We start from the raw sequence: 24,122 nt of genomic DNA, 5'->3' as shown, positions 1-24,122 counted from the left end.
ACGCGCCCTTACGTTCGAGGAACGTGCGCCGTGCCCGCGGGCAGCACCGCCGCGAGCACGGCGGCCGTATCGGACAAATCCGGAAAGGTCGCGTGCGCGCCGGCCGCCCGCAAATCGGCTTCGCGGGTGTGCCCGGTGGCGACGCCAATGGCGATGGCGCCATGATGCAACGCGGCCTCGACGTCGTGCACCGTATCGCCAATCACCACCACCGAGGTGGGGGCGAACGGTGCACCATGTTTGGCCGCCGCATTTCGCATGGCATCGAACACCAGATCGTGACGATGGGCGGACATCGCGCCATAACCGCCGATCTCCATATCCAAGTACACGTCGAGCCCGAAGGGCGCGAGCTTGTAGCCGGCGATCACCGGCAAGTTCCCGGTGACCAAGCTTTGGACCACCGACGGCAGGGTGCTCAACGCGGTGAGCGCGGCCTTGACCCCGGGCAGCGCCCGGCCGCGCTCGGCGATGGATTTGTCCTCGGCGACGGTGGCGATCAGCGCCTCGAACAACCCCGTGAGCATGGCATCGCTCCCATCCACGCCGTGGGCGGCGAGCAGTTCCATGCTGATCGCGCGCTCCGTCCTCCCCGCGGTGGAGGGATAATGGAGCATTTCGCGACCCACCGCTTTGATGAACGCCCGCTCGTACCATTGCCGGCCAAGGCCCGGCATCTCGACGAGGGTCAGATCGATATCCCAAAGAACGAGCGTCGTGGGCGCCATCACCTCGGCATAGTGCCACGTACCGCGCAGCGCGTCACGGTCCGGCGTAGGGTACGGGGCGGCCGACGAGCTCCTCGAAGCGGCGGGTGTCGAAGACGATGACGTTCTCTGCCACGCGCCCATCGCGCAGACGAATGCGGTCCATGCCGCTCATCGTAAAGGGACCGCGGGCCCCGGTTCCGTGCGCGCGCCAGCGGATGAAGAGCAGATCGCCGTTGGTCGCGTGCTCGATGACATCGAGCCGGAGATCGGGGACGACCTCCAGCACGCGTGCAATGCGCTCCGCGTATGCCGTGAGCCCGCGGGCTGGCTCGTCGGAGCCCGGCCAATGTCCGATCACGTCGTTCGTCACGGCGTGCGCGACCAGCGCAGGATCGGGCCGGGCCCAGAACTGGGCAAAATTCTCCACCGAAAACCCGCGCGGGGTGAGGTTCGCTTCGGTCGTGTTCACGTGTTCGTTCATGGGGGAGCTCCTTTCACCAATCACCGATGGGAAAGGTGCCACCCCTACGCGGCCCGATCGATTACGCGCGAGGTAATGTCTCGGCCGTTTGCAGCGCCACGATCTCACCCGCGACCTGTGCGCCTTGGTCCAAGCAGAGCATGCGCACCCGCCCCGAGGCGGCCACGCGATCCTCGCTGTCGCGAACGGCGACCTCCCACACTTGCGTGCGGTGTCCGCGATGGAGCGGCACGGCGCGCGCGCGAAGCACCCCCACGCGCACCGCGCGCAAAAACGACGTGGTGTTCTCGAGGCCCACGGACGTCTGCCCCTGCGGCATGGCGTAAATCGCGGCCGCCACGCTGGCGAGCGACTCCACCAGGCCGGCATACACGCCACCGTGAACGATCCCGTAGGATTGCAAAAGATTCTCCGTCACGAGAACTTCCGCCTCGACGACATCGTGCGTGGCGCGCGTATAAACGATGCCGAGGGTCTTATCGAAGCCGCTTTGATGCGCATTCAGGTACGGAGAGATATCCTGACCTTGGGCGAGTGCAGACGCGAGATCGGAGGGTTCGTGGTTCATGATGCTTCGTACGTTAAATCATGACCCGAGCATCCCCAGGATGAGAAAGGCGAGGAAGCCGGCGAAGAACATGGCCGTGAGTGCGAGAGTCTCCTCCTCTTCGTGAGCTTCGGTGAGGAGCTCCTCGGTCACCAGGAAGAGAAGTGCAGCAGCACCGAACGAGAGCACCCCGGCCAGCCACGCGTTCGAGAGCTGGCTGAGAAGGACCATTCCAATGGCGGCCCCGGCGAGGAAGGTCGCCGACAGCCCAATCAACACCACCAGGCTGCGCGCCCGCGCGATGCCCAACTTCGACATGCCGGCGGCGACGGCGAGCCCCAAGGAGACGAGCTCGATGGCAAGTGCCACCGCCAACATGCGGCCCTCTTTGGAGCCGGCCGCAAAGCCAATGCCGATCATGAACCCATCGATCACCAGATCGATGGCGATGCCGGCGAGCATGCCTATCGGCAGCGCGATGGGCTCGACCGTGTTCGGCGGCCGGCTTTGGGGCTCCTTCGTGGGGTCGGCCGGCGGTTCGGGTCGTTCGTGTTTCTCGTTTGCATGACTGAACGCGCGGAGGCCCAACATGGCCGCAACGCCAATGGCAAACCCAATGGCCGTTTCGATGGGGCGATGATCCCGAAGAAGATCGGGAATGAGCTCCACGGCAACGACAGCAAAGACCACGCCGGCCGCCAGATGAAGGATGGCACTGCGCATCCATGCGGTGGGTGGTCGCAACGTCGCCACGGCGCCGCTCACGACCAACAGAGCCGCGGGGAATAACGCGAAAATCAGCTGCTCGAGGGTGGGCATGGCGCGGAATGCCCTTTTCACCTGGCCCCGCAGGTGGCGGATGTCAATCCGCCTACGCCGCACCCTTTCGAACGCGCTCGTGCCAGGGCATGTTTGCGGTAAAGTCGGGAAGACGGATTCATGATTGCGCTGGAGATCATACGGGGGCGTCGGATGGGGAAGTATTTCGAGTCATCGGCGCAGGTGCTCCACATCGGGCGGCTCGAGCATCACAATGATTTCGTCCTCGACGACTCCTGCGTGTCGCATCAACACGCGCGCATCGTGCGCGACGGCGATCGCTACATTGTCTACGATCATGGGTCCACCAGCGGGACATCCATCGTTCGAAAAAAGGAGCGCATCCGGCTCGACAGCAGCAACGAGCATCGGGTGGTCCTGGTGAGCGGCGACACCATCGAGTTTGGAACGGTGGCCGTGCGGATCACGCTCTCGGGCGATCCCAAAGGACGAACGGCCGGCAGCCTCGCGATGCGAAGGGCACCGCTGGATATCAAAGACATGCTGGCCGAGTGGCGCGCGCGCGCCGAGGTGTATAGCCGGGAGCATCAGCGCGTGGCCGTCCGGTTGGAGCGAAGGCACTATTGGCTCGGTATTCCAAGTACGATGATGGGGGCCATCGTCGGAACCGCCATCTTCGGCAGCATCGAAAAAGCCGCATCGAGCTTCTGGCTCAAGGCGGTGTTGGCGGCCGCCAGCATGGGCGCGGCGTGCCTGGTCGCCCTGCAAACATTTTTGCGCTACCTGGAGAGGGCCGGCCAGCACAATTTGGCACATGCCGAGTACGAGGATATTGCGCGCTCGCTCGAGCTCTTGTCGATGACCGAGAAGTCGCGCGAGGATTGGGTGAAGTGCCTCGAGGGGTTCAGTCAGAGGCTGGAGGCCATCAAGGGACGGGCGCCGCTTCCCTTCAATGTCGATATGCTGGAGCGCGAGGTGGAGGAGCTCAGCAACAAGCTTCGCTCCAAGGTGCGCGCGAGCGTGAAGAAGAAGCTGGTGCAGCGGGAAGATGATTCGCTCTCCGATATTCTCGAGGGGTTCGATCGTGGGCGTGAGAGCGAGCCGCCGCGGATGCGAGGCTCTCCGGCCTTGCCCTCCAAGCCCTCCACCAACGGCGCTCCGCCGCCGCCGGAGTCGGGGGCGAGCTTCGTCCGTCAGCTTCGCGATTTCGAGGCGGCGCCGCCAAGTGAGGATGGATGATGGAAAAGCGAAAGCGGGTGGCGGATATCAAGGAGCTGTTGGCGCTTTGGCGGGCACACGCGGAGGTTCGCCGCCGCGAGCACTATCGCCTGGCCATGGAGCATTCCGCTCTCCAGGAGATGTACTTGGATATCGCGCAAGAGCTCCATCGGCTTTCGAACGCCGAAAAGACGCGCCCCGAGTGGGTACGAAGCTTGAAGCATCTGGCCTTTCGACTCGACACCGTGCGCAATGCCATGCCGCGCCCGCGCGAGACGGCGGACTTGGAGCACCAGACAGAGTATTTGAGCGGCGAGCTGCGGTCGACCGTACGGGCATCTTTGACGAAGGATCCTCCGCCACTTCGTGATCGGTTCGAAGATTCCGAGCTACCTCCGCCGAGAGGGTTCCCGCCACCTCCGGCGGCCATGCATCCTCCGCCCAGCGGGCCGCCGCGGACCTTGCCGATGGAGTCGCCCATACCGGTACCGCGCAACGCATTGCCATTGCCCGGCGCTCCGGCCCCGCTACACGGGTCCAAGCTCCCCGAACACGACATCCGTCTCCCTGAGGTGACGGACCCAGCCCCGCGACTTCTGCCGTGGGTGCAGACGACTTCTGGCTCCGCCGATCCGAACAGCTTTACCAGCCAGCTCGCGGACATCCACGAATTGCCAGACGATGATGATGTAGACGATTGATACTATACGCGAGCGCAGCGTCGATTAGCGCGCGGCAGCGCGAACGGAAACGATGGCGTTCGTCACATCGCCGATGGTTTCGATGCGTCCCAACGCGTCATCGGGGATGGATACGTGAAAACGCTCTTCGCACTCGAGGACGATTTCGACGAAATTTAGGCTAAAAACGCCGAGATCGTCGAAGAAGTGCGTCGAAGCGTCCATGCGTGCTTGGTCGTGAGCAGGCCCCATCACGTGCTTACTCACAATCCGGATGGTTTCGGCCAGGGCCTCTTCGTGTTGCATCTCCATGATGACGTAACCCGCGATGTCGAAGAATCAACGTCCCCTCACAACAAATTAAGAAAGCTTCGCATCGCGCGAGGTTATTTCGAAACTGCAGCGAAACATTTTCGCAAAATGACGCACGCATGGCGCGCGCTGACACGGCGCCGAAACACGAACGTTCGTGCCATGCGGCGAACGCGATCCCCTCGCCGCGCGCTTGCACGTTTCATCAAGGAAACGAACAATGCGACGGAAGATCCGTTCCTGGCAGCGGAGCGCCAATCGCCGTCGCTTGGGCTCGCCAGCTCCAGCGGACGGAGCAGAACGTACCGCACGACGCGCCCGTGTGGCGCGCCATGCCGGAGGCAAGCACACAAAGCGGCGCCTCCACCGTCGCAACCGGTGACTTCAATGGCGACCGAAGCTCGATCGCTCCATCGCCAGTTCGAACCCATCGGGCTTCGCGACAAGCTGCGCATCATGCTCCGCTCGGCGTGCGTGCCGTAGCGCTCAATGCGGTTCATTGACCCGTACACGTTCCCCGAAGGTCCCCAAGGCGAAGAGTGGAAACGAGTACGTGTACGGAGACCCGCAGAGGGACGAATTGGAGCCGTCGTGCTCCATGCGGTCATTTATCCCGTACACGTTCCCGAAGGCCCCCAGGGTGAAGAGTGGAAACGGGTACGTGTACGAGAGACCCGCAGAGGGACGAATTGGAGCCGTCGTGCTCCATGCGGTCATTTATCCCGTACACGTTCCCGAAGGCCCCCAGGGTGAAGAGCGGGAACGGGCACGTGTACGAGAGACCCGCAAGGGTCGAGTTGGGGCGCGAACGTGTACCGGCACGGGCAAGCGCGCGGCCTTTCCGCCATTACTTCTTCCCGAAATCGGGCGGAAGCAACTCGGGCGGCAATCCGGCCGTGGGAGGACGCGGAAGATCCGTGGGCCGCTCCAAGGTCGAGGAGGGTCGACCGGCGTCGGGCCGGGGGTTACCCGCATCGGGGTTCGGAGCTAGCGACGTTTTGTCGTCGCTGCATGCTGCGAGGAGCAGCAGAGCGACGGCCAGCACCCCGAGGAGCCGGGGCGCTCGGCGGGACGCGCGGTCCATTAGTACTTCACCCACACTTCGTCGTTCGCTTTGAGCGCCGTGAGCGCGGTCGTGTCCGCGGTGGTCGCGATTTGCTCGGCCGTGGCCGGGTTCGGGCTGTATGCGGCGTTGCCTTTCCAAACGATGAGGGCATCGCCGAAGTACGTTTTCAGATCGGCCACGTCGACCGGCACGGTGATCTTGTTCCACCCGTTCACGTGCTTCGGCACGATCGTCAGGACGGGCGCCGGAAAGCCATGACCACCATCGGCTGCGGTCTCGCTCACGTCCACCCAATTGGACTCTTTCGTCTCCCCTTTCGTGTTGCGGCACTTCTGGTACGTCTTGAAGAGGAGCTGACTAAACGCCGTCTTCTTCGGCACGCCGATACGCAGCGACAATTTATAATAGTTCGTGTCGGCGTCGATGATATCGGCGTCCGGCTTTTGCCACGTCACTGCGGAGATCAAGCCCGCAGCGTTCTTCTCGATGGTCACTTTCCCGAACGGGCTCGGCACGGCTCGCACGCTCGTGATGGACGGCGGGATTTCCACGCGCACCGAGTATGTATCGAGGCCGTCGCACCCATGGCCGATACCAAACGAAATTTCTTGGGTCGAGTCCTCGGCTACGGGTCCGGAAAGTGAAATATGCGCGGCAGCAAGCGCCGGCACGGCGAAGCTGCACGTTCCTACGATCCAAGCGCTCGTCTTTTTCATCATGGCCCTCGCTCTCTCCTGGGCCGCGGTGTATCGCTGACGAGCCTGCGAGGGGAATGCGGCGTTTCGTCGCTGCGTCATTTCGTCGCAGTCGCGACACGGAATGTTACACGTGGTAGCGTGCGCCCCGATGCGCTTTCGATCCTCGAACGCGATGCTTGCGTACATCACGGCCGTTGCGGCACTCGTGTCGCTCGGGCTACAGGCCTGCAGCAGCGACAGTGGCGGAAAGAACGATCCCCCGCAAAACAATCCCGGCGACGCCGGGAACCCCCAGCCAACCAAGGACGGAGGGGTTCCGGCGTCGTGCACCACTGTCGTGGAGGCTCCCACCGTGTGCCCCGACCCCAAGCCGAGGTACGCCGATGTGGAGCCAATTTTCAATAAGCGATGCGTGTCGGTTTGCCATAGCGGCACGAAGCCAGGGATTTGGTCGCTCGCCGACTACGGCCATGTGGTCGACTGGGCCGATACCATTCGCAGCGAGCTCCTTGATTGCGCCATGCCGCCGCCCGACGCCAGCGCCGGCTTTACGAAGGAAGAGAAGCTCGCCATCCTGACCTGGCTTCGCTGCGACCATCCACGGTAACGGAAGGCGCTCTCACCCGAAGAACTCGCTGAGAGCGCCTGCCACTTTTTTACGCGTGACGTCACGTGCATGACGCGCTCTCGCATGCCCGGCGTGGGTCACCTGCTGGCGGCGCCGCGCCGCCTTTTCATCAGCGCGGGCCGCAACCGCCGCCGCCGCCACCACCACCGCCGCCTCCGCCACCGCCGCAGGTGACGCCGGCTTGCGCGCGCGAGACCTTCAGGTCGATGGCGCCGTTGAGCACATTCACGTGCAGCGCGGTGGCGTCGATGCTGCTCGCGCCCGCAGCCGCGGTGGTGATTTGCTCGTTGACGGTGATCTCCAGGAGCCCTTGGAGCGAGAGGACCTTGAAGTTCGCCTCCGTCGAGATATCGAACGGCTTGCCACCGATGACCAGGCGGACGATGGTACCGCCGGCCCACGAGTGCGCCGCGCCCTTGGCGTCGCACCACGACTCCGCCTTTTCCTCGAGCACGTCGGCTTGAATGCCGCCCTTCAGAATGCCATTCAGGAGGCCCGAGAGGGATTCGTCATTGATCCCCAGGCTCTCGACGAGATCGACCAGGTTGATCGAGATGGTGCCGCCGCGCCCGTCCTCACCGAGGACGTCCTTGAGGAGCCCGTCCGGGGCCGTGTGCAGCACCGACGCGTTCAATGTCGACGCAGCCGCGCTCGAGCGACCACCCGCAGCCTTGACGGCGCCGTTGAATGCGGCGGCCTGGAGGAGAGCGCCGGCGTCGACCGTGAGGAGGCTCTTGGTCAACGTACCGCCGGAGGAAGGCACGGCTTTCGTGTCGGAGATCACGAGCTGTCCATCCCACGACGTGACCGAAGGATGGCTCAAATCGACGAGGAGGCTGAGTGCGGCCGCGCGGCCCGAAAAGGACTTGGCCGCTCCATCGGCGGCGGGCCCCACGTTCGAACACGAAGGGTTCACGCCATCGCCCGTCAACGAATCGTCTTGCTGCGAGGCCGGCGCGCCGCCCGAGGCGCACCCGACCATTCCGACCGCGCCGAGTACGACGCCCAAAAGCCCAGTATGGAACAACCGTCTTTTATTCTCGCTCATGATATCCCCCGAGGGTCACGCCCACGCTCGATTACCTAGGCGTGTTTTGTGAGAGCTACGATGCCCTCCCCTCGCGGATGGGATTCAGACTCGGCCACGCTAATTTCAAATCGAAATCACTTTGACGCGCGGCGACGGCCCGAGCCGCGCATGGCGATTTCACCCGTGAATCAAGCGGCATCATGCGCTCGGAGCGAGCTTCACGTGATCATCGCCGCCGCTTTGAAGAAGGTGGCCGCCAAGAGAAGCAGCGTCAGGACCACCGCCACGACGATCGCCAGCGATACGTGGCGGCCGCGCCCCGCGAGCTTTTGCAGCACCTCGGACGCATCGGCGTCCGTGGTGTTCGCGGGCCGGGCCAGCGCTCGATGCGGCGCGAGCACCGCGAGAGGAGCCGCGCGCTCCATCGCGTCGGCGCGGGCCAAGAGCTCGCGCACCTCGGCCTCGGAGAAGACGGGGGTGATCGAGTCCGAGAAGATCGGAGTGACTCGATCGCCGTCGTTGGTATCGTTTTCGTCGACGTCCGTTTCAGGTGCGTGCCCCCAACTTCGTGCACCCCTTACGGCCGCCCTTGGGACCGGGGCCGCCGCTCGAATCGATGTATACGATTCGAGGTGGCGGCCCGGCGAAGGTGGAACCGTTTCGAGATCCCGTTTCTTGCTCGCCATACCCATGCTTTCCCCTCGTTCAGACGGGACGCCGTGCGCCGTGTCCCTACGAGACATGGTTCATTCGTATTCGCGCCCGCTCACGGCCCCGCTATTAATCGATTAATGACGCTTGTCGTGTCTGTCACGTGGTAAAGTACCTGACCACTGTTGCATGCGCCGCATCACACGCACCGCAATGGTGCGTACGTCATGCGGAAACGGGATGCCGAGTCCCACCAGGCGCACCTTTCGACTTCGTTCGAGGGAGGCTGCCATTCGCGCCGTTTTCCACTTCGTTTCCACGAGATACCGCGACGGACGCTTTTTCGACTTCGTTCGTGGAATGGTAGCCGGCAGCCGCCCGTAGAGCGGAATGGGGCCGCACGGCGCCTTCCCCCACGCCGGACGCCTTCCCTCTGCACCGCTTACCTCCGTCTCCGAACCACCTGACCCCGAGGCCCGACTTGCTTGCACTTCGATTCTTCACAAACCGCCACCATTCCGCCTGCATTGCATTGATTCTCGGGACTATTTCTTGCTCTGGATCGAGCTCGAGCCCTCCTGGAGGGCACAGCCCCGGTGGCATCGCGCTGCGCAATGTGGACGTAACAATCATCTACCCGCTGCCAGCCGCAGGCGAGCAAAGCGCCCTGCTCGGCCCCATGGATACCGGCGGCCGCGGCCCCCTGCTTCCGCGCACGGTGTTCGAGCAAGAGCACGTTCCGGACCTCGACGAGCTACAAAGCGTACCGACGGACACAGAGCGCGAGGCATCGCTGCGCGCCCTGGCGATGCGCTTCGATCCCTGCCCCAGGGTCACGATGCCGCCGCCGGCGGGGACGAGCTGTCAGCCCGAGCTTCGCATCATTTTTCAATCCCTCCGCCGCGACGGCGCCGCCACCGCCACGCGCGACGGCGCGATCCATGCGTTCTACAAGCTCACACCTGCAGCGTGGGAGGAGATCCTGCGCGAGCTTCGCGCGATTCGGGCGGAGCAGGCGAGCGCTCCCGAGGTTCGACTGGACGTGCATCCGCTGCTTCGGGCGCAGGGTCCCGGCGGCGCCTATGCCAATCGGCTCAAGGCTTTGGTCGTAAAGCACGCGGGCGAGCAAAACCTGGTGCGCGTCACGCAATTCCGGCGCATCCCTTCGGAGTCGGCGCGCTGGGTCTTCTCCATTCGCGAGCTCGAGCGCGGCCGTTGGCAGAACGCGACGATTCCCACCCTCGCCGGGGCGACCGAAGTGTCCCTCTACACCCTTGCCGGTGGCCGCTGGGACGCGGAGCTCAACCCGCGCGCGGACCCGGCCTTGGACACCACGCGCATCTTCAAGGTCTCGACCCCTGCCGAGGAGCGCGAAGCCTTCCGCTCCGTGGTTCGGGCGCTCAATCCGCGATTGCACTCCTCGGAGTCCATCGACTGCGCAAGTTGCCATATCGCACCCGACGTCTCCGTCTTTGCCAAGAGCACCGGGCGCGCATCCGAGGGCGATTACCCCGAGCGCTTTCAATCGCGCTATTCGCTCGACGCCGCCCACAAAAGCGTCGACGAAGCCATCGGGTTCGAGAACCTCCACATGCTGTCGTACTCCGGCACCTCCCTCAGCGTCTCGCACCGCGTGGCCAATGAAACGGCGGCCGTCCTCGAGCTCCTCAACGGGTCGTAGCTGTCGCTACCCTACGATTGTCGCGGACCGGCGACCGCAAACCTCGTTCCACCTCCGGGCGCGTCCCCCGTACACGTCCGGCGATTTCCGGAATCATTCTTCGAATGAAGGCGCCGTGCCCCTCGCCATTTCGGATTCATTCTTCGAATGTGGGGAGGCGCCGTCCCTTGGCGATTTACGGATTGGTTCCCATGAGAAACGCCGTACCCCCTGCGATTTCCGGAATCATTCTTCGAAATGAAGGCACCGTGCCCCTCGCCATTTCGGATTCATTCTTCGAATGTGGGGAGGCGCCATACCCCTCACGATTTACGGATTGGTTCCCATGAGAAACGCCGTACCCCCTGCGATTTCCGGAATCATTCTTCGAATGAAGGCGCCGTGCCCCTCGCCATTTCGGATTCATCCTTCGAATGTGGGGAGGCGCCATACCTCGCGCGATTTCTGAGTTCATCCTTCGAATGAGGAGAGGCGCCGTCCCTTGGCGATTTACGGATTCATTCTTCGAATGCGAGATGCAACTCCTGAAACGATACTTCGGAAGGGAGAAGTCCTCGCGACACAAACCTCACGGAGTGTGCACGGGGCGCCGCGATGCTTCGGAAGGGAGAATGCCTCGTGACACAAACCTCACGGAGTGTGCACGGGGCGCCGTGGCGAGTCGTTGGGCTCGGACGCCAAGGTGCTCGCTGGGGTGGTCGGCCACACCGCGGGGCAATGCGTATTGGGCGCGGGCGTCTTAAGGGTGGTCAGATATGTCTCGATGTGATCGCGCACGCACGGACTGTGGAAGTATTGACCGTGTCCGACGCCGTCGTACGCGAGGAAGACGGAGTCGTCGATTTGGTCGGCCACAGCGGTGTTCCACGAGTGCGGGGTCGCCACGTCGTGACGGCCCGTGACGATGAGGATCGTGGGCGTTCCGTGGATCGACAGACGATGCTGCCGATTGACGATCTTGGCCGGCCACCCGAGGCACGCGGTGATATCGCTCCAAAAGCGCGAGAGCTTGGTGTGCGGATAGTTCGCGGCGAGCGAGCGGCGGTAGGAGTCGAGCTCGTGGAAACCGCCCACCCGCCAACTCCAGTCCTCGCACCAGATGGCCTGATACGAATTTTCCTCCAGCTCCTCGCTCTCGGTCACGGCCCGCGCGGAACGCACGCCGCTCTGGAGCGACGCAAGACGATCGGCCAGGGTGAACCAGCGCGCGGGATCGTACATGGGGCTGAACAGGTTCCCGCGCAGGCTCTCGTCGTCGAGGGGTTTACCCGTCTGGGGATCGATGAGCTTTCCGGCGGCCGCCCTTCGGTGCAAGGTGTCCCATACCTGGACGACGTCCTGCCCGTGGAGGCTGCAGGCTGGCGTGCGATCGCACCAATCGGCAAATGCGTAGAAGGACTCCTCGAAGTCCTCGGTGGCCGACCGCATGTACTCGTAGGCCGAGAAGTTCGAATGATCCATGTTGGAGTCGATGGTCATCGCGCGCACCCGCTGCGGAAAGAGCTCGGCGTATTGTTGACCGACCTGCGTTCCGTACGACCACCCGAGGAAGCTGATCGTCTCCTCCCCCAGCGCCGCGCGAATGGCATCGAGATCGCGAACCGTGCTGACGGTGTCGACGTGGTCGAAGAGCGGCCCCGTGCGGGCGCGGCAGTCGGCCCCCAGCTTGGTGTTGTATGCCAATAGATTTTTGTATTCTTGTTGCGTCTTGGGGTACGTCGACGGCGCCTGGCCCAAGAGCTCTTTGTCGCACTGAACCGGATGGCTGCGCGCCACACCGCGTGGATCCCAAGTGACGATGTCGAAGCGTTTGCGCAGAAGGCTGTCGTCGGTGATCCGCCGGCCGATGGTGTACCGGTCGATGCCCGAAGCGCCCGGCCCGCCCGGGTTGACGAGCAAAACGCCGATTCGATTTTGCGGTTCGAGCGCCTTCACGCGACCGATGGCGAGCTCGAACGTTTCACCCTCGGGGTGATCCCAATCGACGGGCACCCGAATGGTGGCACACTCTCCTTTGTACGTCGTTCCACACTCTTGCCAGGCAATGTCCTGCGCGCCCGGCCCGGCGAGTGTCTCACGAACGAGAGCATCGCCGGACGAGCCTGCCCTCTCGCCCCCTTCGCCCCCCGCATCCGAGCAGCCGGCGGCAAACGGTGACGCGAGGCCGAAGAGTGCTGCGCTCATCAAGTGAATTCGAAGCTTGGATATCAGCATACGTCAGCTGTTAGTGACGAGACCATCGTACGACGATTGGGAAAATGACGTTCCCACCGCGTTTTCTCAGCCACCCAATGATGCAACGATCGAAATCGTTCCAACGAACATCCTGCACGAAATGTTACATAATGGGATATCCAAGTTCCCCCTTCTCAAATCCTCCGCCGATCGAGGGAGGGAGCGCGACGCCCCCGCACCGGTGGGCCACCCGCGGACATGCTTCGCACCGCCATGCCCGTACCAATGGACCCCGTACCGCGTGCTTCGCACCGCCGCGTCCCCACCAACGTGCCCCGCACCAACGTTGCTGCGCACCGCCATGCCCCGCACCACCGTGCCCCGCACGACCGCGTCCCCCCCCGACCATCTTCGACCCGCACACCCCGCCGCGCTATCCTTCACCCCATGCGGACCGCAGCCCCACAACGAAACTTCACCTTGCCCCTCGAGGACCGGATGCGCGCCCTGATCGCAGGCGCGCCGGCCTACATGCGCCGCAAACGATTTATCGAGGACATCGAAGACGCCATCGTCCGTGGCTTGACCCAACTCGAACGCGGTGAGGCCCGGCGGCCGGAGACGTTGCGGATGCGGCTCGAGCGGGATCTCGCCAAGCTCAACGAGCTCATCGACCTTCATAATCGCTATTATCCGAGCGAGGCCAACCTCCCGATGGAGCCCCTCACCGGGGCGCCCGTCGAAAATGGCGCGCCGTGGACACCGCTCCCCCGCGCCACCATGGACGCGCTCCACGCACGGGTGCAGCGCTCAGGCTGACGAGGCGAACGGCGCGGACGGGTGACCCGCGCCACGTCGCCGCACATCGGCTCGCGCACATCAGCTCGCGGTGCGCGGCGCGATCAAATATTGAATCACGGGACCCACCTCGTCGCGGCGCGCCACGATGAGGACGGTCATCGACCCGCGCACGATCGACGAACCGCGCGGGGCCTCCACCGCGCCGCTTTGATCGTATAGACCTGCGAACACGCAGGATGGCGGAAATCGTGGGGATGCCGCGATTTCGGACACCGGGCGGCCCACCACGTCGGCGCCTTCGGGGATCGTCAGCTCGAAGGCCACCGAGCCACCGCCGCCCAGGATCATCGAGTGCTTCACCGCGTCGTGCTCGATGGCGGTCGCGATACCGCCCACGAAGATCTCCACCTCGGAGATGATGCGGTCCACGCCGGAGTCGAGGTAGACGGTGCGGTAATCCGGGTTGCGCATCCGCACCATCACGCGCTTGGCGCCCGCGGAGCGCGCGAGCACGGCCACGGCCAGGGCGTCGGCGTCGCGCTCCAGCATGGCCACCACCACGTCGGCGCGGGAGATCTCCGCCTCGTGGAGGAGCTCTGGATCGGTGGCGTCGCCGGTGATGGCCACCAGGCCGTGCCGCTCGAACGCCATCTTGGCGACCCGCGGATCGCGATCGACGATGGTCACGTCGTGCCCCGTGGTGCGAAGATGGCTGGCGACGCTGAGACCTCCCCGTCCGGCTCCTGCGATGAGAACGCGCATCGTATTCGGTTCCTTTGCCCTCGTTGGCTCTGGCTAGCTGGGACTAGCTGGGTTAGTCGCCGTGCTCCTCGTTCATGAGGAGCATCCGCTGGCGATCGAGCTCCGACACGCGCTCCTCCGCCACCTCGAGCCCGATGATCCCGCGCTGCCCGGCTTGGATGACCGCCGCCTTTTGCCCTTGGATCAAGGTGAGCTCGATGAACGAGTCCTTGACGTCGATGGCGCGCGCGCCGCGGAGCGCCGTCTCGGACTCGATGATTTGCCGCTGAAATGCGGCGCGGCGCTCGGCGTGCTCGCGGCGCGAGATGAGCCCCGCGGAGAGCAGATCGTCGAGCTCGGCCTGGCCGCGGCGACCCACGATGAGGGTCGCCCGCGCTTCGTCGGTGGCCTGATCGGAGGAGAGCGCCACCTTGAGCCAGCCGAGCATCTTTCGGAACGGCAGCGCCTGCGCCACCAAGGTCACGAAGGTCACGCCGAACACGATGGCCACCATGCGCTCGCGGTACGGAAGGTCCGCGGGGAGCGCCAGCACGGCGGCCATCGAGAGCGCGCCCTTGATGTTGCCGAACACCATGACGTGCTGCCAGCGCATGGGCACCTGCTCGCCGCGCAAAAGACGGAGCAACCCAAAGCAGCCGTAGACGGCGACCGCCCTGCCCACATGGAGCGCCACCACCGCCAGCGCGATGGGCACCGCCTCGGCGAGCAGCATGGCCGGGTGAATCTGCATGCCGACCAGCAGAAAAATGAGCACGTTCAGGCAGAAGCCCGCCGTCTCCCAAAAGCCGAACATGGCCAGCACCCGCGAGGGCTCGAGCACCGTGCGCGCGGCGCGCCCCACCAGAACGCCGGCCACCACCACCGCGATCACCGGCGACGCATGGAAGCGCTCGGCCGTGAGCGCGGCCGCGAACACCAAGACGAACGACGCCAGGATGGCCGTGAGCCGGTCCGGGGCGCGGCGGAGCAGCGCGCCACCGAGCACGCCAAAGCCCGCTCCCGTGATGCCGCCGCCGAGCATGGTCACCACCAGCGCGTGCAAAGCTGCCACACCGTCGATTTTGCCGCTCGACACCATGTCGGTGGCGATCATCACCAGGACGAGCGCCGTTCCATCGTTGAAGAGGCTCTCGCCCTCCATGATGGCGGCCAGCCGGTGCGGCACGCGCACGCTCTTGAACGCGAGCAGCACGCTCACCGTGTCGGTGATGGCGAGCAGCGCGCCGAGGAGCACCGCCACCGGAAAGGGGAGGTCGAGCACATAGGTGGCAACCGCCGCGGTACCGAGGAGCGAAATCGCCACACCGGGCACCGCAAGCGCCAGGATGGGGCGCGCGGCCTCGTGCAACGCATCGCCATCGGCCGATAGGGCCGCCTCGAAGACGAGGATGGGGAGGAAGGCCAGGAGCACCATCTCGGGGTTCATCACCGTCTGCGGCAGGACGTCGACGAAGACACCGATGAGCCCCACCAAAACGAGCGCCACGTTGTACGGCATGCCGATGCGCTTGGCCGCGATGGCCACGCTCGACCCGGTGGCCAAGACGATGAACAGCGTCTCGAGGGCGTGCCTCATGAATCGTTCGTACCGCGATGCTCCGTGGATGACGAGCTGCTTTTTTCACCTTGGGTCACGTCCGGTGCATCCGGCGTTTGCGGCATCTGCAGCGGAGGTCGTCCGGCTCGCCGGCGCCAGGTCTCGATCACGCGGGCCACGGCCGGCCGCGCGACCAGCCATCCGGCCACCTTGTGCTGGATGGGGAGCTCGAGGACCAAGAGCCCCACGACGATTGTCAGCACGCCTTGCCCCGGCAGCACCAGCATGACCACACCGGCCAGCACGAGGATGACGCCGAGCACCGTCCGCACCACCCGCGCGAGCGGGCTGCGGCGCGGGGGCGGCGCGACGAAATAGTCGGCGGGGACGCGCACCACGAAGAGCTTCACGCCGATCATGCCGACGACGACCATGATGACGGACGCCGCCCCCAGGAGGACAGCGAGCTTCTGCGTCGAGTCCATGGGACTACCTTACATCGTCAACACGGCGGCGCCCCGCACATTCCCGCGCGCGAGATCGAACAGGGCGCGGTTCGCCTCGGCGAGAGGATACACGTCCACTGCGGTTCGGATCGGTATTTCGGCCGCAAGAGCCAGGAATTGGCGCGCGTCATCGCGGGTGAAGTTCGCCACGCTGCGGACGGAGCGCTCCCACCAGAGGTGTTCGTAGGAGAACGTCGGGACGCGATCCAGGTGAATGGCATTGATGGCCACCACGCCGCCGCGATCGAGCGCGCGCAGCGCGGCCACCACCACGTCCCCCGACGGCGCAAATGTAATGGCCGCGTCGAGCGCCGCCGGCGGCGCTGCATCGTAGCCTCCGGCCCAGACGGCGCCCAGGCTCCGTGCGCGCGCCCGCTCCTCGGGGTTGCGCGTGCAGACGAACACCTCGCACCCCCAGTGCACCGCCACCTGAATCACCAGGAGCGCCGAGGCGCCAAAGCCGAATAGTCCGAGCCGGCCGCCGGGGCGAATACCCGATACCATGAGCGAGCGATATCCAATGACGCCCCCGCACAAGAGCGGCGCCGCCTCCACGTCGTCGAAGCGCTCGGGGATGCGAAGCGCGAAGTCGGCTCGAAGCGCGAGGTGGGTGGCATAACCGCCGTCGCGATCCCAGCCCGTGAACTCCGCGCGCTCGCAGAGGTTCTCGCGCACGCGGAGGCAGTGCACGCACGCGCCGCAGCTCCCGCCGAGCCATGCGCCGCCCGCGCGATCGCCGGGCCTCCAATCCGAGACCCCCTCGCCCACGGCCACCACGCGCCCCACGGCTTGATGCCCCGGCACGACGGGCGCGCGGCGCAGGGCCAAATCGCCCTCGCAGAGCTGCAAATCCGTACGGCAAACCGCGCACGCGCGCACCTCGAGCACGATTTCGCCGGGCCCCGGCGCGGGATCCTCGCGCTCGCACGCGCGCAAAGGGAGCCACGTGGCGCGCGTTTCCGCGTCCGCGCGCGCTTCATCCGACTTTCCCGGCTGCTCGAGAACCATGCATCGCATGACGGCCCTGGAGAGAATTGTACCACCGAATCCCGGGAAAATCGGTGCGAAGGGGCGTTTACGGCCCCCGAAAGATGCTTAGCTTCAGGCTACGAAAGAAATGGACGAGTGAATCGGGGGCAATAGCCACCATGTTTCAATTCCTGAACCATTGGTCGAACGCTCCGTTTCTCGTGATGCTCGGCCTGGTGGCCGTCACGGTGTTCTTGCAAGCCGTGGGGCTCTTCGGGCTGGTCGCCGACGGCGAAACGGATCACGAAGTGAATGTCGACGCCGATCACGACGTCGAACTGAATCACGACACGGATATCGATGCAGATGCGGATGCCGATGCAGATGCAGATGCAGATGGTGAAGGCGACGGCGACCAGGACGCAGACGGGTCCGGGTGGCATGGCGCACTGGCTTATTTCGGCGTCGGACGAGTACCGCTCATGGTCCTCGTCGTTACGTTGTTTCTCTTTACGGGTTTCTCTGGGATATTTCTGAACAGCCTCGCGTACGTTCGTTATTCGGGGACGTATCCCAATTGGACCTTCCCGGTCGTTCTCGGAGCTTCCTTGACGGTGGGCTTCGTCGCCACCCGTCTCTTCTCGCGCATCCTCGCAAAGATCTTCGACCTTGGCGCCCGTGGTGCCACGGCGAAGCACGAATTATCGGGCCGGATCGGCGTCGTCGCGAGCCACCAGCTCGGGCCGAAGTTCGGCGAGGTCCGCGTGCGTGACGAACGCGGAAATGAGCTCTTGGTGCATGCGCGAATCGAAACCGGCGAGGAGCCTCTGGCGCTCGGAGAAGAAGTGATCCTCGTCGATTACGATACGGAATCGGAGATGTTCTTGGCCACCTCGGGCGCATCGGAAATACGCGCTCCCCATAAACGGGGTAAGCGCATGATACGAAAGGAATAGAAACAAATATGAATTTCAATGGGTTCGAGGTCTGGCAGGTCGTCCTCGCGATCGTCGGCGCCATCGTTCTCGTGTGCTTCGTCTTTTTTGCATCGATGGCACGTTTTCTCAAGAGACCGTCTCCATCGGAGGCGATCATCCGCATCGGCCGGAACATGACCGACGTCTTCATCGGCCAAGCCTGTTGGATCGTGCCGGTCTTTCACCGCGCGTCGACCATCTCGCTGTCCACCATCGGGCTGACCATCCGGCGCGCGGGGCACGACGCGCTAGTGACCAAAGACTATATCTCCACCAACCTGTCCGCCGAGTTCTACATCCGCGTGGAGCCCAATGACGACGACGTCAAGAAGGCTGCGCGCACCATCGGCATCGACGAGGGGCACGCCTCGTCCGACGCCATCCGCATCAAGAGCCAGCAGCTGCTCGAGCCCAAGCTGGTCGGCGCGCTCCGCGCGGTCGCGGCGCAGAACGACTTCTTGGCGCTGCACTCGAACCGCGAGCACTTTGCGCTGGAAGTCTCCAATGCGCTGCGCGAAGACTTGGGGCGCAACGGGTTCACGTTGGAGTCGGTCACCGTCACCGAGCTCACGCAGACGCCCCTCTCGGAGATGCGCGCGGACGACATTTTCGGCGCCTCCGGCCGTCAGACGGTGACCAATACGGTCGTGGAGAAGAACATCGCCGTCAAAAAGAAGATCCAGGAAGAGGCCGAGCGCACCGCGGAGATCGCGCGCGAGCAGGAGATCAATGTCGCCACGCAAAACCGTTTGACGCGCGAGGGAAAGGCCAAAGAAGAAGAAGCGGCCATGAAGGCGGAGATCGCCAAGAGCGAGGCGCTCGAGGCGCGCGATCTGCAGCGTCAATCGACCATCGCGGTCGAGCGGGCGAAGAAAGAGCAGACCGAGATGGCCGTCGAAATCGGCAAGCAAAAGGTCATCGAGGCCGCGCAGGTCGACAAAGAGCGCGTCATCGAGGCCGCGCTGGTCGACAAACAGATCACCCTCACCCTCAAGGCCAAGGAGAGCGCCCAAGCGGACGCCGAAAAGGCCGCCGCGCTGGCGCTGCGCGAGAAGGCGGACCAAGAGGTGGTCACGGTGGCGCGGGTCGCCGAGGCGGAGCGCTTGAAGCGCATCGCCATCGTCGACGCGGAGAAGCTCGCCCAGCAGGAGAAGATCGCAGCCGAGGTCGAGGCCTTCAAGAAGAAGGTCGAGGCGGAGGGTATCGCGGAGGCGCAGCGCGCTTCGGCCACCGGTACGGCGGAGGCCGCGCGGTTCCGCTCGCAAGGTGAAGCCGACGCCGTGCAAATCAAAGCCAAGGCCGACGCCGATGCGGCCGCGTTGCAAGCGGTGTCCATCACGCGGCTGGCCGAAGCCCAGAGGGAGGCCGGGCTCAAGGAGGCGGAGGTGCTCCGCGAGAAGATCATGGCGCAGAACTCCAAATCGCGGGAAATCCTGCTTCAAGAGACGGTCGCCGCGCTCATTCAAAATGGTCCTGCCATCATCCACGAGCTCATGAAGCCCGCCGAGCACATCGGCGAGATCAAGGTGCTCCAGATGGGCGGACTCGGTGGCGGTGGCAATGGCGCGGCCAACGGCAACCCGGTCTCGGGGCAGTTCCCCTTGCTCGGCAATGCGCTCGGGCCCATCGCCAAGACCATGCTCGAGACCTCGGCCGTCATGCCGCTGCTCAAAGAGGTGATGAAGTTCGCCGACGTGGATGCGCTGAAGATCCTCGATAAAGGATCGGCGGAGTGACCACGGAGGCGCTCTTCCCCATCGGAGAAACCCACCAAGCGGTGACCGCGCTCAGCCCCGCCGAGGAGCTGGCGACGTTCACCGCCTGGGCCACCGCCATCTTCTACCTGGCGGAGGTCGACAAGAACCCGAAGGTTCGGACCTACTTCGATGCGTACCACTACATCGCAACGTCCCTCAGCGTCGGCTATGCAAACGTCTTCCCCGTTACCCAAGTGGGAAAAATGGTCGGCGCGGTGGTCATGATGGTCGGCCCTTCCCTCTCCGCCCGCGCCCTCGATTCGGGTGCGCCCGTCGCGCCCGAATCGTCCGGCGCAGCGCGCGAGCAAGCGGCCGGCTTCGGTGAAGCCAGCAGCGCGCTCGTCGCCAAGCTGGACGAGATCCTCGTCGAGCTTCGCCGCGCCAATGGGCGAAGCTCCAAAGAGGCCTGAGTCGACGGAGAGCGCCCGGCGTCGATCGTGGAGGTGGGCGCGAAGCGGGTCGACGCCGAGTGCGCGAAGCATGGGGTAAGTCGATAGCGGCGACTCGAGCGGGAGAAGCACTCGCTCGAGTCGCTGCCAGCGCCAGGACGGGCGCTGACGTTGGGTGTACGATCTCGAGAGAGCTCGGGGCAACGGACTCGGGCGCGGGCTCGAAGCCCGAGCACCTGCGAACGTGGTGCAAACCAACGAAACTCAACCTCTCGCGCCTCTCGCGTCCTCAACTTCATGAAAAGAAAAGTGGCTCTAGCGGCGGGTGTGCGGTCCCACTACCGATCGACGCTTTTTTGCGCGCTTCCGTGAGCGTGGGTAGCATCGGCTGTGGCCACGTCGACCCCTCACGATTCGCTTTTCAAATTCGCATTCGGCGAGCCGCGGCACGCCGCATCGATGCTGCGTTCCGTGGTTCCTCGCGAGGTGGCGGATCAGATCCAGTGGGAGAGCCTCGAGCGCGTCTCCGTGGCCTTCATCGACGAAGAATTCTCGAAGCTATACGCCGACTTGCTCTTCGCCGCAAAGTTGCGCGGCCATGAGGCCTTCTTGTGGCTGCTCTTCGAACACCAGAGCAGCTCGGACCCCTGGATGGCCTTCCGCGTCCTGGAGTATGCGGTTCGCGTATGGAAGGACTGGCTGCGCGCCCACGAAAAGGCGACGCGGTTGCCGGCGATCGTACCCGTCGTGCTTCATCACAGCGAGCGGGGATGGACGGCATCGACGAGCTTCTCGGAGCTACTCGATCTCGACGAGGGGACGAAGAAGGCCCTTGGACCTTACCTGATCGATTTTCGATTCCTCCTCGATGATCTGACGCGTCATACGGACGACGAAATCCAAGCGCGCGCGCTGACCGAGCTGGCGGAGATGGTCGCGCTGGCATTCAAGCACCTCCCCTACGACGAAGAGCCCGTGAGGACGTTGGAAAAGGTGGCGCCCTTGATGGTGCGGCTGATGAATGAGCACGACGGGCTCGCCGCTCTCTCGGCTTTTTTTCGCTATACTATGCAAGTGTCGGACGTCGAGTCTGGCACCTTACGAACCTTCGTAGCCACGAACGTTGGAAAAAAAGCCGAGGAAATCGTCATGTCCACCGCAGAGAAACTCATCCAGCAAGGGCAACGAGAAGGCCGGGTGGCGCTCCTGCGGAAGCTCTTCATCGCCCGTTTTGGAGCGTTTCCGGCTGAAGTCGCGGAACGTGCTCGGCACGTGTCGCCGGAGGAGCTCGACCATTGGGCCGAGCGGCTTTTGATGGCCCAATCCATCGACGAAGTTTTCGACGGCAGCGCGAGCCACCGCCCCCTTTGACTCCGAGCCGGACCGGAAAAAGAAGCCTTTCGAAGCGCGCGAGACGCCTGAGCCTCGACTATGTCAAGCCGAGCGCGCTGCGGATTTTGGCGGCGCGCTCGCCGACGCGGAAGGTGAGCTCCTGGAACTCTTTCCGACGGCGGAGCGCCTCGATGATGGGGCAGCGCATGCACCAGCCGATGTCGAACAGGCCGGCGCGCTCCGCCTCCAGGGTTGCCGCGAGGGCGCCGTCTTCGTCACCATGGTACGAGAGCACCTCGGCCTTGATCTGACGGAACATGGCCGTGCGCCGCAGCGCCTGGCCGCCCACGTTGGCGCGCTGGTCGAGGAACGCGAGCTGCCGCGCGAGCACCGACGGATCCAGCATCGAGTCGAGGATCATCCGGCCCGGATCCACCGGCGCCAGGGGTCCCTCGAGCGAGAGCGCCGTGCGGGCGGCCGCCAGATCGCGGCGCCAGTAGATGATGCGTGCACGTTGCAACCAGTACACGCCGTACGTCTGCGGATCGGTGGGCGGCACTGCCAAGAGCTCGTCGGCGATTTGCGGGTTGCCGAGCAGCTCGTAGCCGCGGGCCATCTCGCCGCGGGTGAGCAAGAGGCGCGGCTCGATCGACAGGGCCGCGCCCAGGTGCTCGATGCCCGCCTCGATGCGGTCCACCTCGATGGCGAGGCGGCCGAACATCTCGTGCGCATCCGCCAGCCGTTTCCCCGTGCGGAGCGCCTCGCGGATCTCGCGGGCGCCGCGCTCGGACTCGCCGAACACGAAGGCCACGCAGCCCGACGCCAGGTGCGCCTCGGGGAGGTTCGGGGCGAGCGACATGGCCCGCTCGGCGGCGAGGCGCGTGGCGTCGCCGCTGACATTGCCGTCGGAGTACATGAACTCCTTCAGCCGCGCCAGCGCATAGCCCGAGAGGATGACGGGATCGTCCGGCGTGCGCGCCAGCGCCTCTTGGTAAAGCTCGATGGCGCGCTGGGTCGTCTCCGGCGAGTAGCGGTGCAGCTCGTGGCGCGCGCGCAGGTACAGATCGTAGGCGATGGGATCCTCGATGGTCTTCTGCTGCACCTCGGGGCGCTCCACGATGAGCGCGCGCGAGATGGCACAGGCGATCTCGTCGCCCACCTTGAGAAAATCCGCCTCGGGGCGCTCGAAGCGCGAGGCCCAGAGCTGAAAGCCATCGCCGACGCTCACGATGCGCGCGCTCACCCGCAGCCCGCCCGAGGTGCGCCGGAGCGATCCCTCGACCACCACTTGCACCCCGAGCTCGCGCCCCACCTCGCGCGAGTCGGCCGAGCGCGTGCGCGCGTTGATGGCGGCGCCCAGAGGCCGCACCCGGATGCCATCCATGACGGAGAGCGTGTCGATCAGATCCTCGGTCAGGCCGCTGGCGAGGTAATCGTCCTCGGGCCTCCCGCCGTTTTGGAACGGGAGCACCGCGACCTTTTTGTCGCCCGGCGGCGTCTCCAACAAGGGGAGCGAGGGGCGCGTGGGCGCCGCCGGCTTGGCGTTCGGGCGCACCTGCGAGACCACCGGCAAGGTCAAGGTGGACAGCGCCGCGGCGATCTCCGAGGCCGACGCATAGCGATCCTCGGGCTTGCGCGCCATGCACCGCATGACGATCTGCGCGGCGCCATCGGGCACCGTGCTTCGTTGCGCGCGCGGATCGGGCGGCGGGCGCAAGAGGCGCTGGGCGGCCACCTGGAAGATGGATTCGCCCGACCAGGCCGTGACCCCCGTGAGGAGCTCGTAGAGGATCTCGCCCAGGGCATACACGTCGGCCCGCTCGTCGACCGGCAGACCTTCGACCTGCTCCGGGGACATGTACGCGGGCGTTCCGACGGGCGCGCCCACGGTGACATGGGCGCTGAGGACCGCGCGCGCGATGCCGAAGTCGGTGATGGCGACCCGATCGTCCTTGGTGACCAGCACGTTGTCGGGCTTCAAGTCGCGATGCACCACGCCGGCGCGGTGGGCGGCGTCGAGGCCCGCGCAGATGGCCAGACCGATGTCGACCACGCGCGCGAGCGGAAAGAGCTCTTCGCGCTGCGGGTCCTGGTAGAGCATTTCGGCCAGGGAGATGCCGTCGATGAACTCCATGGTGAGGAACTTCTCGCCGTGGTGCTCGCCGATATCGAACGTGCGGGCCACGTTGGGGTGCGTCACCCTTCGCGCGAGCTTCACCTCCTGGCGAAACCTCGCCAGCATCTCGGGCGTGTTCACCAGCTCGCGGCGCAGCACCTTGAGCGCGACCACCTCGTCGAGCTCGAGATCGCGCGCGCGGTACACGCTCCCCATGCCTCCCGTGCCCACCAGGCCCAGAAGCTCGTACCGCCCCGCGAGCACTTCGGCCACGGTGTGCTCATCGGTCAAAGGAGCAATCATCGACATCCGAGTCGAT

At 64.9% G+C, this 24,122-nt stretch carries 24 protein-coding genes; 9 read left to right on the top strand and 15 right to left on the bottom strand.

The features are described 5' to 3' along the window. Positions 1-8: 8 nt before the first annotated feature. The 4 genes from LZC94_09415 to LZC94_09400 all read right to left on the bottom strand — a co-directional run bounded on the left by LZC94_09415 (position 9) and on the right by LZC94_09400 (position 2,557). Entirely contained in the window at positions 9-728 is a 720-nt protein-coding gene (locus LZC94_09415) for a haloacid dehalogenase-like hydrolase (GenBank protein WXB17483.1), read from the bottom strand. Between the two features lie 34 nt (positions 729-762). Then, on the bottom strand, positions 763-1,191 hold the full coding sequence (locus LZC94_09410) for an ester cyclase (protein WXB17482.1): 429 nt from the start codon (positions 1,189-1,191) through the stop codon (positions 763-765). Positions 1,192-1,252: 61 nt separating this feature from the next. Further along, positions 1,253-1,759 carry a PaaI family thioesterase gene (locus LZC94_09405; GenBank protein ID WXB17481.1) on the bottom strand — a complete coding sequence of 169 codons (507 nt, stop codon included), beginning with the start codon at positions 1,757-1,759 and terminating at the stop codon, positions 1,253-1,255. Positions 1,760-1,777: 18 nt separating this feature from the next. Beyond that, a complete protein-coding gene (locus LZC94_09400; GenBank protein ID WXB17480.1) occupies positions 1,778-2,557 on the bottom strand; it encodes a ZIP family metal transporter in 780 nt (259 codons plus the stop codon). Between the two features lie 153 nt (positions 2,558-2,710). On the opposite strand from LZC94_09400, the gene LZC94_09395 reads away from it, so the two are divergent. Beyond that, positions 2,711-3,757: an SLATT domain-containing protein gene (locus tag LZC94_09395; GenBank protein ID WXB17479.1), complete on the top strand. Its 1,047-nt coding sequence runs from the start codon at positions 2,711-2,713 to the stop codon at positions 3,755-3,757. Then, positions 3,754-4,437: a hypothetical protein gene (locus LZC94_09390; protein WXB17478.1), complete on the top strand. Its 684-nt coding sequence runs from the start codon at positions 3,754-3,756 to the stop codon at positions 4,435-4,437. Before LZC94_09395 ends, LZC94_09390 begins: the two co-directional genes overlap by 4 nt. A gap of 24 nt (positions 4,438-4,461) precedes the next feature. Here LZC94_09390 and LZC94_09385 read toward each other — a convergent pair whose 3' ends face one another. From LZC94_09385 to LZC94_09375, 3 genes are all read right to left on the bottom strand, one after another. Then, positions 4,462-4,641 carry an acyl carrier protein gene (locus tag LZC94_09385; GenBank protein ID WXB17477.1) on the bottom strand — a complete coding sequence of 60 codons (180 nt, stop codon included), beginning with the start codon at positions 4,639-4,641 and terminating at the stop codon, positions 4,462-4,464. 934 nt (positions 4,642-5,575) lie between these two features. Beyond that, the gene (locus tag LZC94_09380) at positions 5,576-5,812 is read right to left on the bottom strand and encodes a hypothetical protein (protein WXB17476.1); all 237 of its coding nucleotides are present in this window, start codon (positions 5,810-5,812) and stop codon (positions 5,576-5,578) included. After that, positions 5,812-6,513, bottom strand: a complete 702-nt coding sequence (locus tag LZC94_09375; GenBank protein ID WXB17475.1) for a DUF1775 domain-containing protein — start codon at positions 6,511-6,513, stop codon at positions 5,812-5,814. The genes LZC94_09380 and LZC94_09375 overlap by 1 nt, the downstream gene beginning before the upstream one ends. Positions 6,514-6,640: 127 nt before the next feature. Between LZC94_09375 and LZC94_09370 the strand changes: the two genes are divergently transcribed. After that, on the top strand, positions 6,641-7,099 hold the full coding sequence (locus LZC94_09370; protein WXB17474.1) for a hypothetical protein: 459 nt from the start codon (positions 6,641-6,643) through the stop codon (positions 7,097-7,099). A gap of 130 nt (positions 7,100-7,229) precedes the next feature. On the opposite strand, the gene LZC94_09365 is transcribed toward LZC94_09370, so the two are convergent. Both LZC94_09365 and LZC94_09360 read right to left on the bottom strand, forming a co-directional pair. Then, positions 7,230-8,168 carry a hypothetical protein gene (locus LZC94_09365; protein ID WXB20388.1) on the bottom strand — a complete coding sequence of 313 codons (939 nt, stop codon included), beginning with the start codon at positions 8,166-8,168 and terminating at the stop codon, positions 7,230-7,232. A 200-nt stretch (positions 8,169-8,368) separates the two neighbouring features. Beyond that, positions 8,369-8,836 (bottom strand): hypothetical protein, encoded by a 468-nt coding sequence (locus tag LZC94_09360; GenBank protein ID WXB17473.1) that lies wholly within the window; start codon positions 8,834-8,836, stop codon positions 8,369-8,371. A gap of 581 nt (positions 8,837-9,417) precedes the next feature. Between LZC94_09360 and LZC94_09355 the strand changes: the two genes are divergently transcribed. Next, positions 9,418-10,482, top strand: a complete 1,065-nt coding sequence (locus LZC94_09355; protein WXB17472.1) for a hypothetical protein — start codon at positions 9,418-9,420, stop codon at positions 10,480-10,482. A gap of 630 nt (positions 10,483-11,112) precedes the next feature. Here the strand turns inward: LZC94_09355 and LZC94_09350 are convergent. Further along, the gene (locus tag LZC94_09350) at positions 11,113-12,666 is read right to left on the bottom strand and encodes an alpha/beta hydrolase (GenBank protein ID WXB17471.1); all 1,554 of its coding nucleotides are present in this window, start codon (positions 12,664-12,666) and stop codon (positions 11,113-11,115) included. 438 nt (positions 12,667-13,104) lie between these two features. On the opposite strand from LZC94_09350, the gene LZC94_09345 reads away from it, so the two are divergent. Then, positions 13,105-13,476, top strand: coding sequence for a hypothetical protein (locus LZC94_09345; protein WXB17470.1), 372 nt, complete (start codon positions 13,105-13,107; stop codon positions 13,474-13,476). A 60-nt stretch (positions 13,477-13,536) separates the two neighbouring features. Here the strand turns inward: LZC94_09345 and LZC94_09340 are convergent, their stop codons facing one another. Genes LZC94_09340 through LZC94_09325 form a run of 4 tightly spaced genes read right to left on the bottom strand, consistent with a single transcriptional unit; the run spans position 13,537 to position 17,280 of the window. Then, entirely contained in the window at positions 13,537-14,220 is a 684-nt protein-coding gene (locus tag LZC94_09340; protein WXB17469.1) for a TrkA family potassium uptake protein, read from the bottom strand. 52 nt (positions 14,221-14,272) lie between these two features. Beyond that, positions 14,273-15,796 (bottom strand): sodium:proton antiporter, encoded by a 1,524-nt coding sequence (locus LZC94_09335; protein ID WXB17468.1) that lies wholly within the window; start codon positions 15,794-15,796, stop codon positions 14,273-14,275. Continuing rightward, a complete protein-coding gene (locus LZC94_09330; GenBank protein WXB17467.1) occupies positions 15,793-16,242 on the bottom strand; it encodes a hypothetical protein in 450 nt (149 codons plus the stop codon). The genes LZC94_09335 and LZC94_09330 overlap by 4 nt, the downstream gene beginning before the upstream one ends. A gap of 9 nt (positions 16,243-16,251) precedes the next feature. After that, positions 16,252-17,280 (bottom strand): zinc-binding alcohol dehydrogenase family protein, encoded by a 1,029-nt coding sequence (locus LZC94_09325; GenBank protein ID WXB17466.1) that lies wholly within the window; start codon positions 17,278-17,280, stop codon positions 16,252-16,254. 176 nt (positions 17,281-17,456) lie between these two features. Here LZC94_09325 and LZC94_09320 point away from each other — a divergent pair, with 176 nt between their 5' ends. From LZC94_09320 to LZC94_09305, 4 genes are all read left to right on the top strand, one after another. Beyond that, positions 17,457-18,188, top strand: coding sequence for a YqiJ family protein (locus LZC94_09320; GenBank protein WXB20366.1), 732 nt, complete (start codon positions 17,457-17,459; stop codon positions 18,186-18,188). An 8-nt stretch (positions 18,189-18,196) separates the two neighbouring features. Continuing rightward, entirely contained in the window at positions 18,197-19,945 is a 1,749-nt protein-coding gene (locus tag LZC94_09315; protein WXB17465.1) for a hypothetical protein, read from the top strand. Continuing rightward, complete coding sequence (locus LZC94_09310) at positions 19,942-20,376, top strand: potassium channel family protein (protein ID WXB17464.1); 435 nt, start codon at positions 19,942-19,944, stop codon at positions 20,374-20,376. The genes LZC94_09315 and LZC94_09310 overlap by 4 nt, the downstream gene beginning before the upstream one ends. A 438-nt stretch (positions 20,377-20,814) precedes the next feature. Next, positions 20,815-21,726, top strand: coding sequence for an Rpn family recombination-promoting nuclease/putative transposase (locus LZC94_09305; protein ID WXB17463.1), 912 nt, complete (start codon positions 20,815-20,817; stop codon positions 21,724-21,726). 58 nt (positions 21,727-21,784) lie between these two features. Here the strand turns inward: LZC94_09305 and LZC94_09300 are convergent, their stop codons facing one another. After that, positions 21,785-24,106 carry a protein kinase gene (locus LZC94_09300; protein WXB17462.1) on the bottom strand — a complete coding sequence of 774 codons (2,322 nt, stop codon included), beginning with the start codon at positions 24,104-24,106 and terminating at the stop codon, positions 21,785-21,787. Positions 24,107-24,122 lie beyond the last annotated feature (16 nt).

The organism is Sorangiineae bacterium MSr11954, from assembly GCA_037157815.1.
Taxonomy (GTDB): Bacteria; Myxococcota_A; Polyangia; order Polyangiales; family Polyangiaceae; genus Pendulispora; species Pendulispora albinea.
This window is presented reverse-complemented; position numbering and strand designations above follow the sequence as displayed.

Bases quoted from the DNA above. Each gene is read 5' to 3' on its own strand.
- LZC94_09415 (WXB17483.1), bottom strand. From the start codon at position 728: ATGGCGCCCACGACGCTCGTTCTTTGGGATATCGATCTGACCCTCGTC.
- LZC94_09410 (WXB17482.1), bottom strand. From the start codon at position 1,191: ATGAACGAACACGTGAACACGACCGAAGCGAACCTCACCCCGCGCGGG.
- LZC94_09405 (WXB17481.1), bottom strand. From the start codon at position 1,759: ATGAACCACGAACCCTCCGATCTCGCGTCTGCACTCGCCCAAGGTCAG.
- LZC94_09400 (WXB17480.1), bottom strand. From the start codon at position 2,557: ATGCCCACCCTCGAGCAGCTGATTTTCGCGTTATTCCCCGCGGCTCTG.
- LZC94_09395 (WXB17479.1), top strand. From the start codon at position 2,711: ATGGGGAAGTATTTCGAGTCATCGGCGCAGGTGCTCCACATCGGGCGG.
- LZC94_09390 (WXB17478.1), top strand. From the start codon at position 3,754: ATGATGGAAAAGCGAAAGCGGGTGGCGGATATCAAGGAGCTGTTGGCG.
- LZC94_09385 (WXB17477.1), bottom strand. From the start codon at position 4,641: ATGGACGCTTCGACGCACTTCTTCGACGATCTCGGCGTTTTTAGCCTA.
- LZC94_09380 (WXB17476.1), bottom strand. From the start codon at position 5,812: ATGGACCGCGCGTCCCGCCGAGCGCCCCGGCTCCTCGGGGTGCTGGCC.
- LZC94_09375 (WXB17475.1), bottom strand. From the start codon at position 6,513: ATGATGAAAAAGACGAGCGCTTGGATCGTAGGAACGTGCAGCTTCGCC.
- LZC94_09370 (WXB17474.1), top strand. From the start codon at position 6,641: ATGCGCTTTCGATCCTCGAACGCGATGCTTGCGTACATCACGGCCGTT.
- LZC94_09365 (WXB20388.1), bottom strand. From the start codon at position 8,168: ATGAGCGAGAATAAAAGACGGTTGTTCCATACTGGGCTTTTGGGCGTC.
- LZC94_09360 (WXB17473.1), bottom strand. From the start codon at position 8,836: ATGGCGAGCAAGAAACGGGATCTCGAAACGGTTCCACCTTCGCCGGGC.
- LZC94_09350 (WXB17471.1), bottom strand. From the start codon at position 12,666: ATGAGCGCAGCACTCTTCGGCCTCGCGTCACCGTTTGCCGCCGGCTGC.
- LZC94_09345 (WXB17470.1), top strand. From the start codon at position 13,105: ATGCGGACCGCAGCCCCACAACGAAACTTCACCTTGCCCCTCGAGGAC.
- LZC94_09340 (WXB17469.1), bottom strand. From the start codon at position 14,220: ATGCGCGTTCTCATCGCAGGAGCCGGACGGGGAGGTCTCAGCGTCGCC.
- LZC94_09335 (WXB17468.1), bottom strand. From the start codon at position 15,796: ATGAGGCACGCCCTCGAGACGCTGTTCATCGTCTTGGCCACCGGGTCG.
- LZC94_09330 (WXB17467.1), bottom strand. From the start codon at position 16,242: ATGGACTCGACGCAGAAGCTCGCTGTCCTCCTGGGGGCGGCGTCCGTC.
- LZC94_09325 (WXB17466.1), bottom strand. From the start codon at position 17,280: ATGCGATGCATGGTTCTCGAGCAGCCGGGAAAGTCGGATGAAGCGCGC.
- LZC94_09320 (WXB20366.1), top strand. From the start codon at position 17,457: ATGCTCGGCCTGGTGGCCGTCACGGTGTTCTTGCAAGCCGTGGGGCTC.
- LZC94_09315 (WXB17465.1), top strand. From the start codon at position 18,197: ATGAATTTCAATGGGTTCGAGGTCTGGCAGGTCGTCCTCGCGATCGTC.
- LZC94_09305 (WXB17463.1), top strand. From the start codon at position 20,815: ATGCTGCGTTCCGTGGTTCCTCGCGAGGTGGCGGATCAGATCCAGTGG.
- LZC94_09300 (WXB17462.1), bottom strand. From the start codon at position 24,106: ATGATTGCTCCTTTGACCGATGAGCACACCGTGGCCGAAGTGCTCGCG.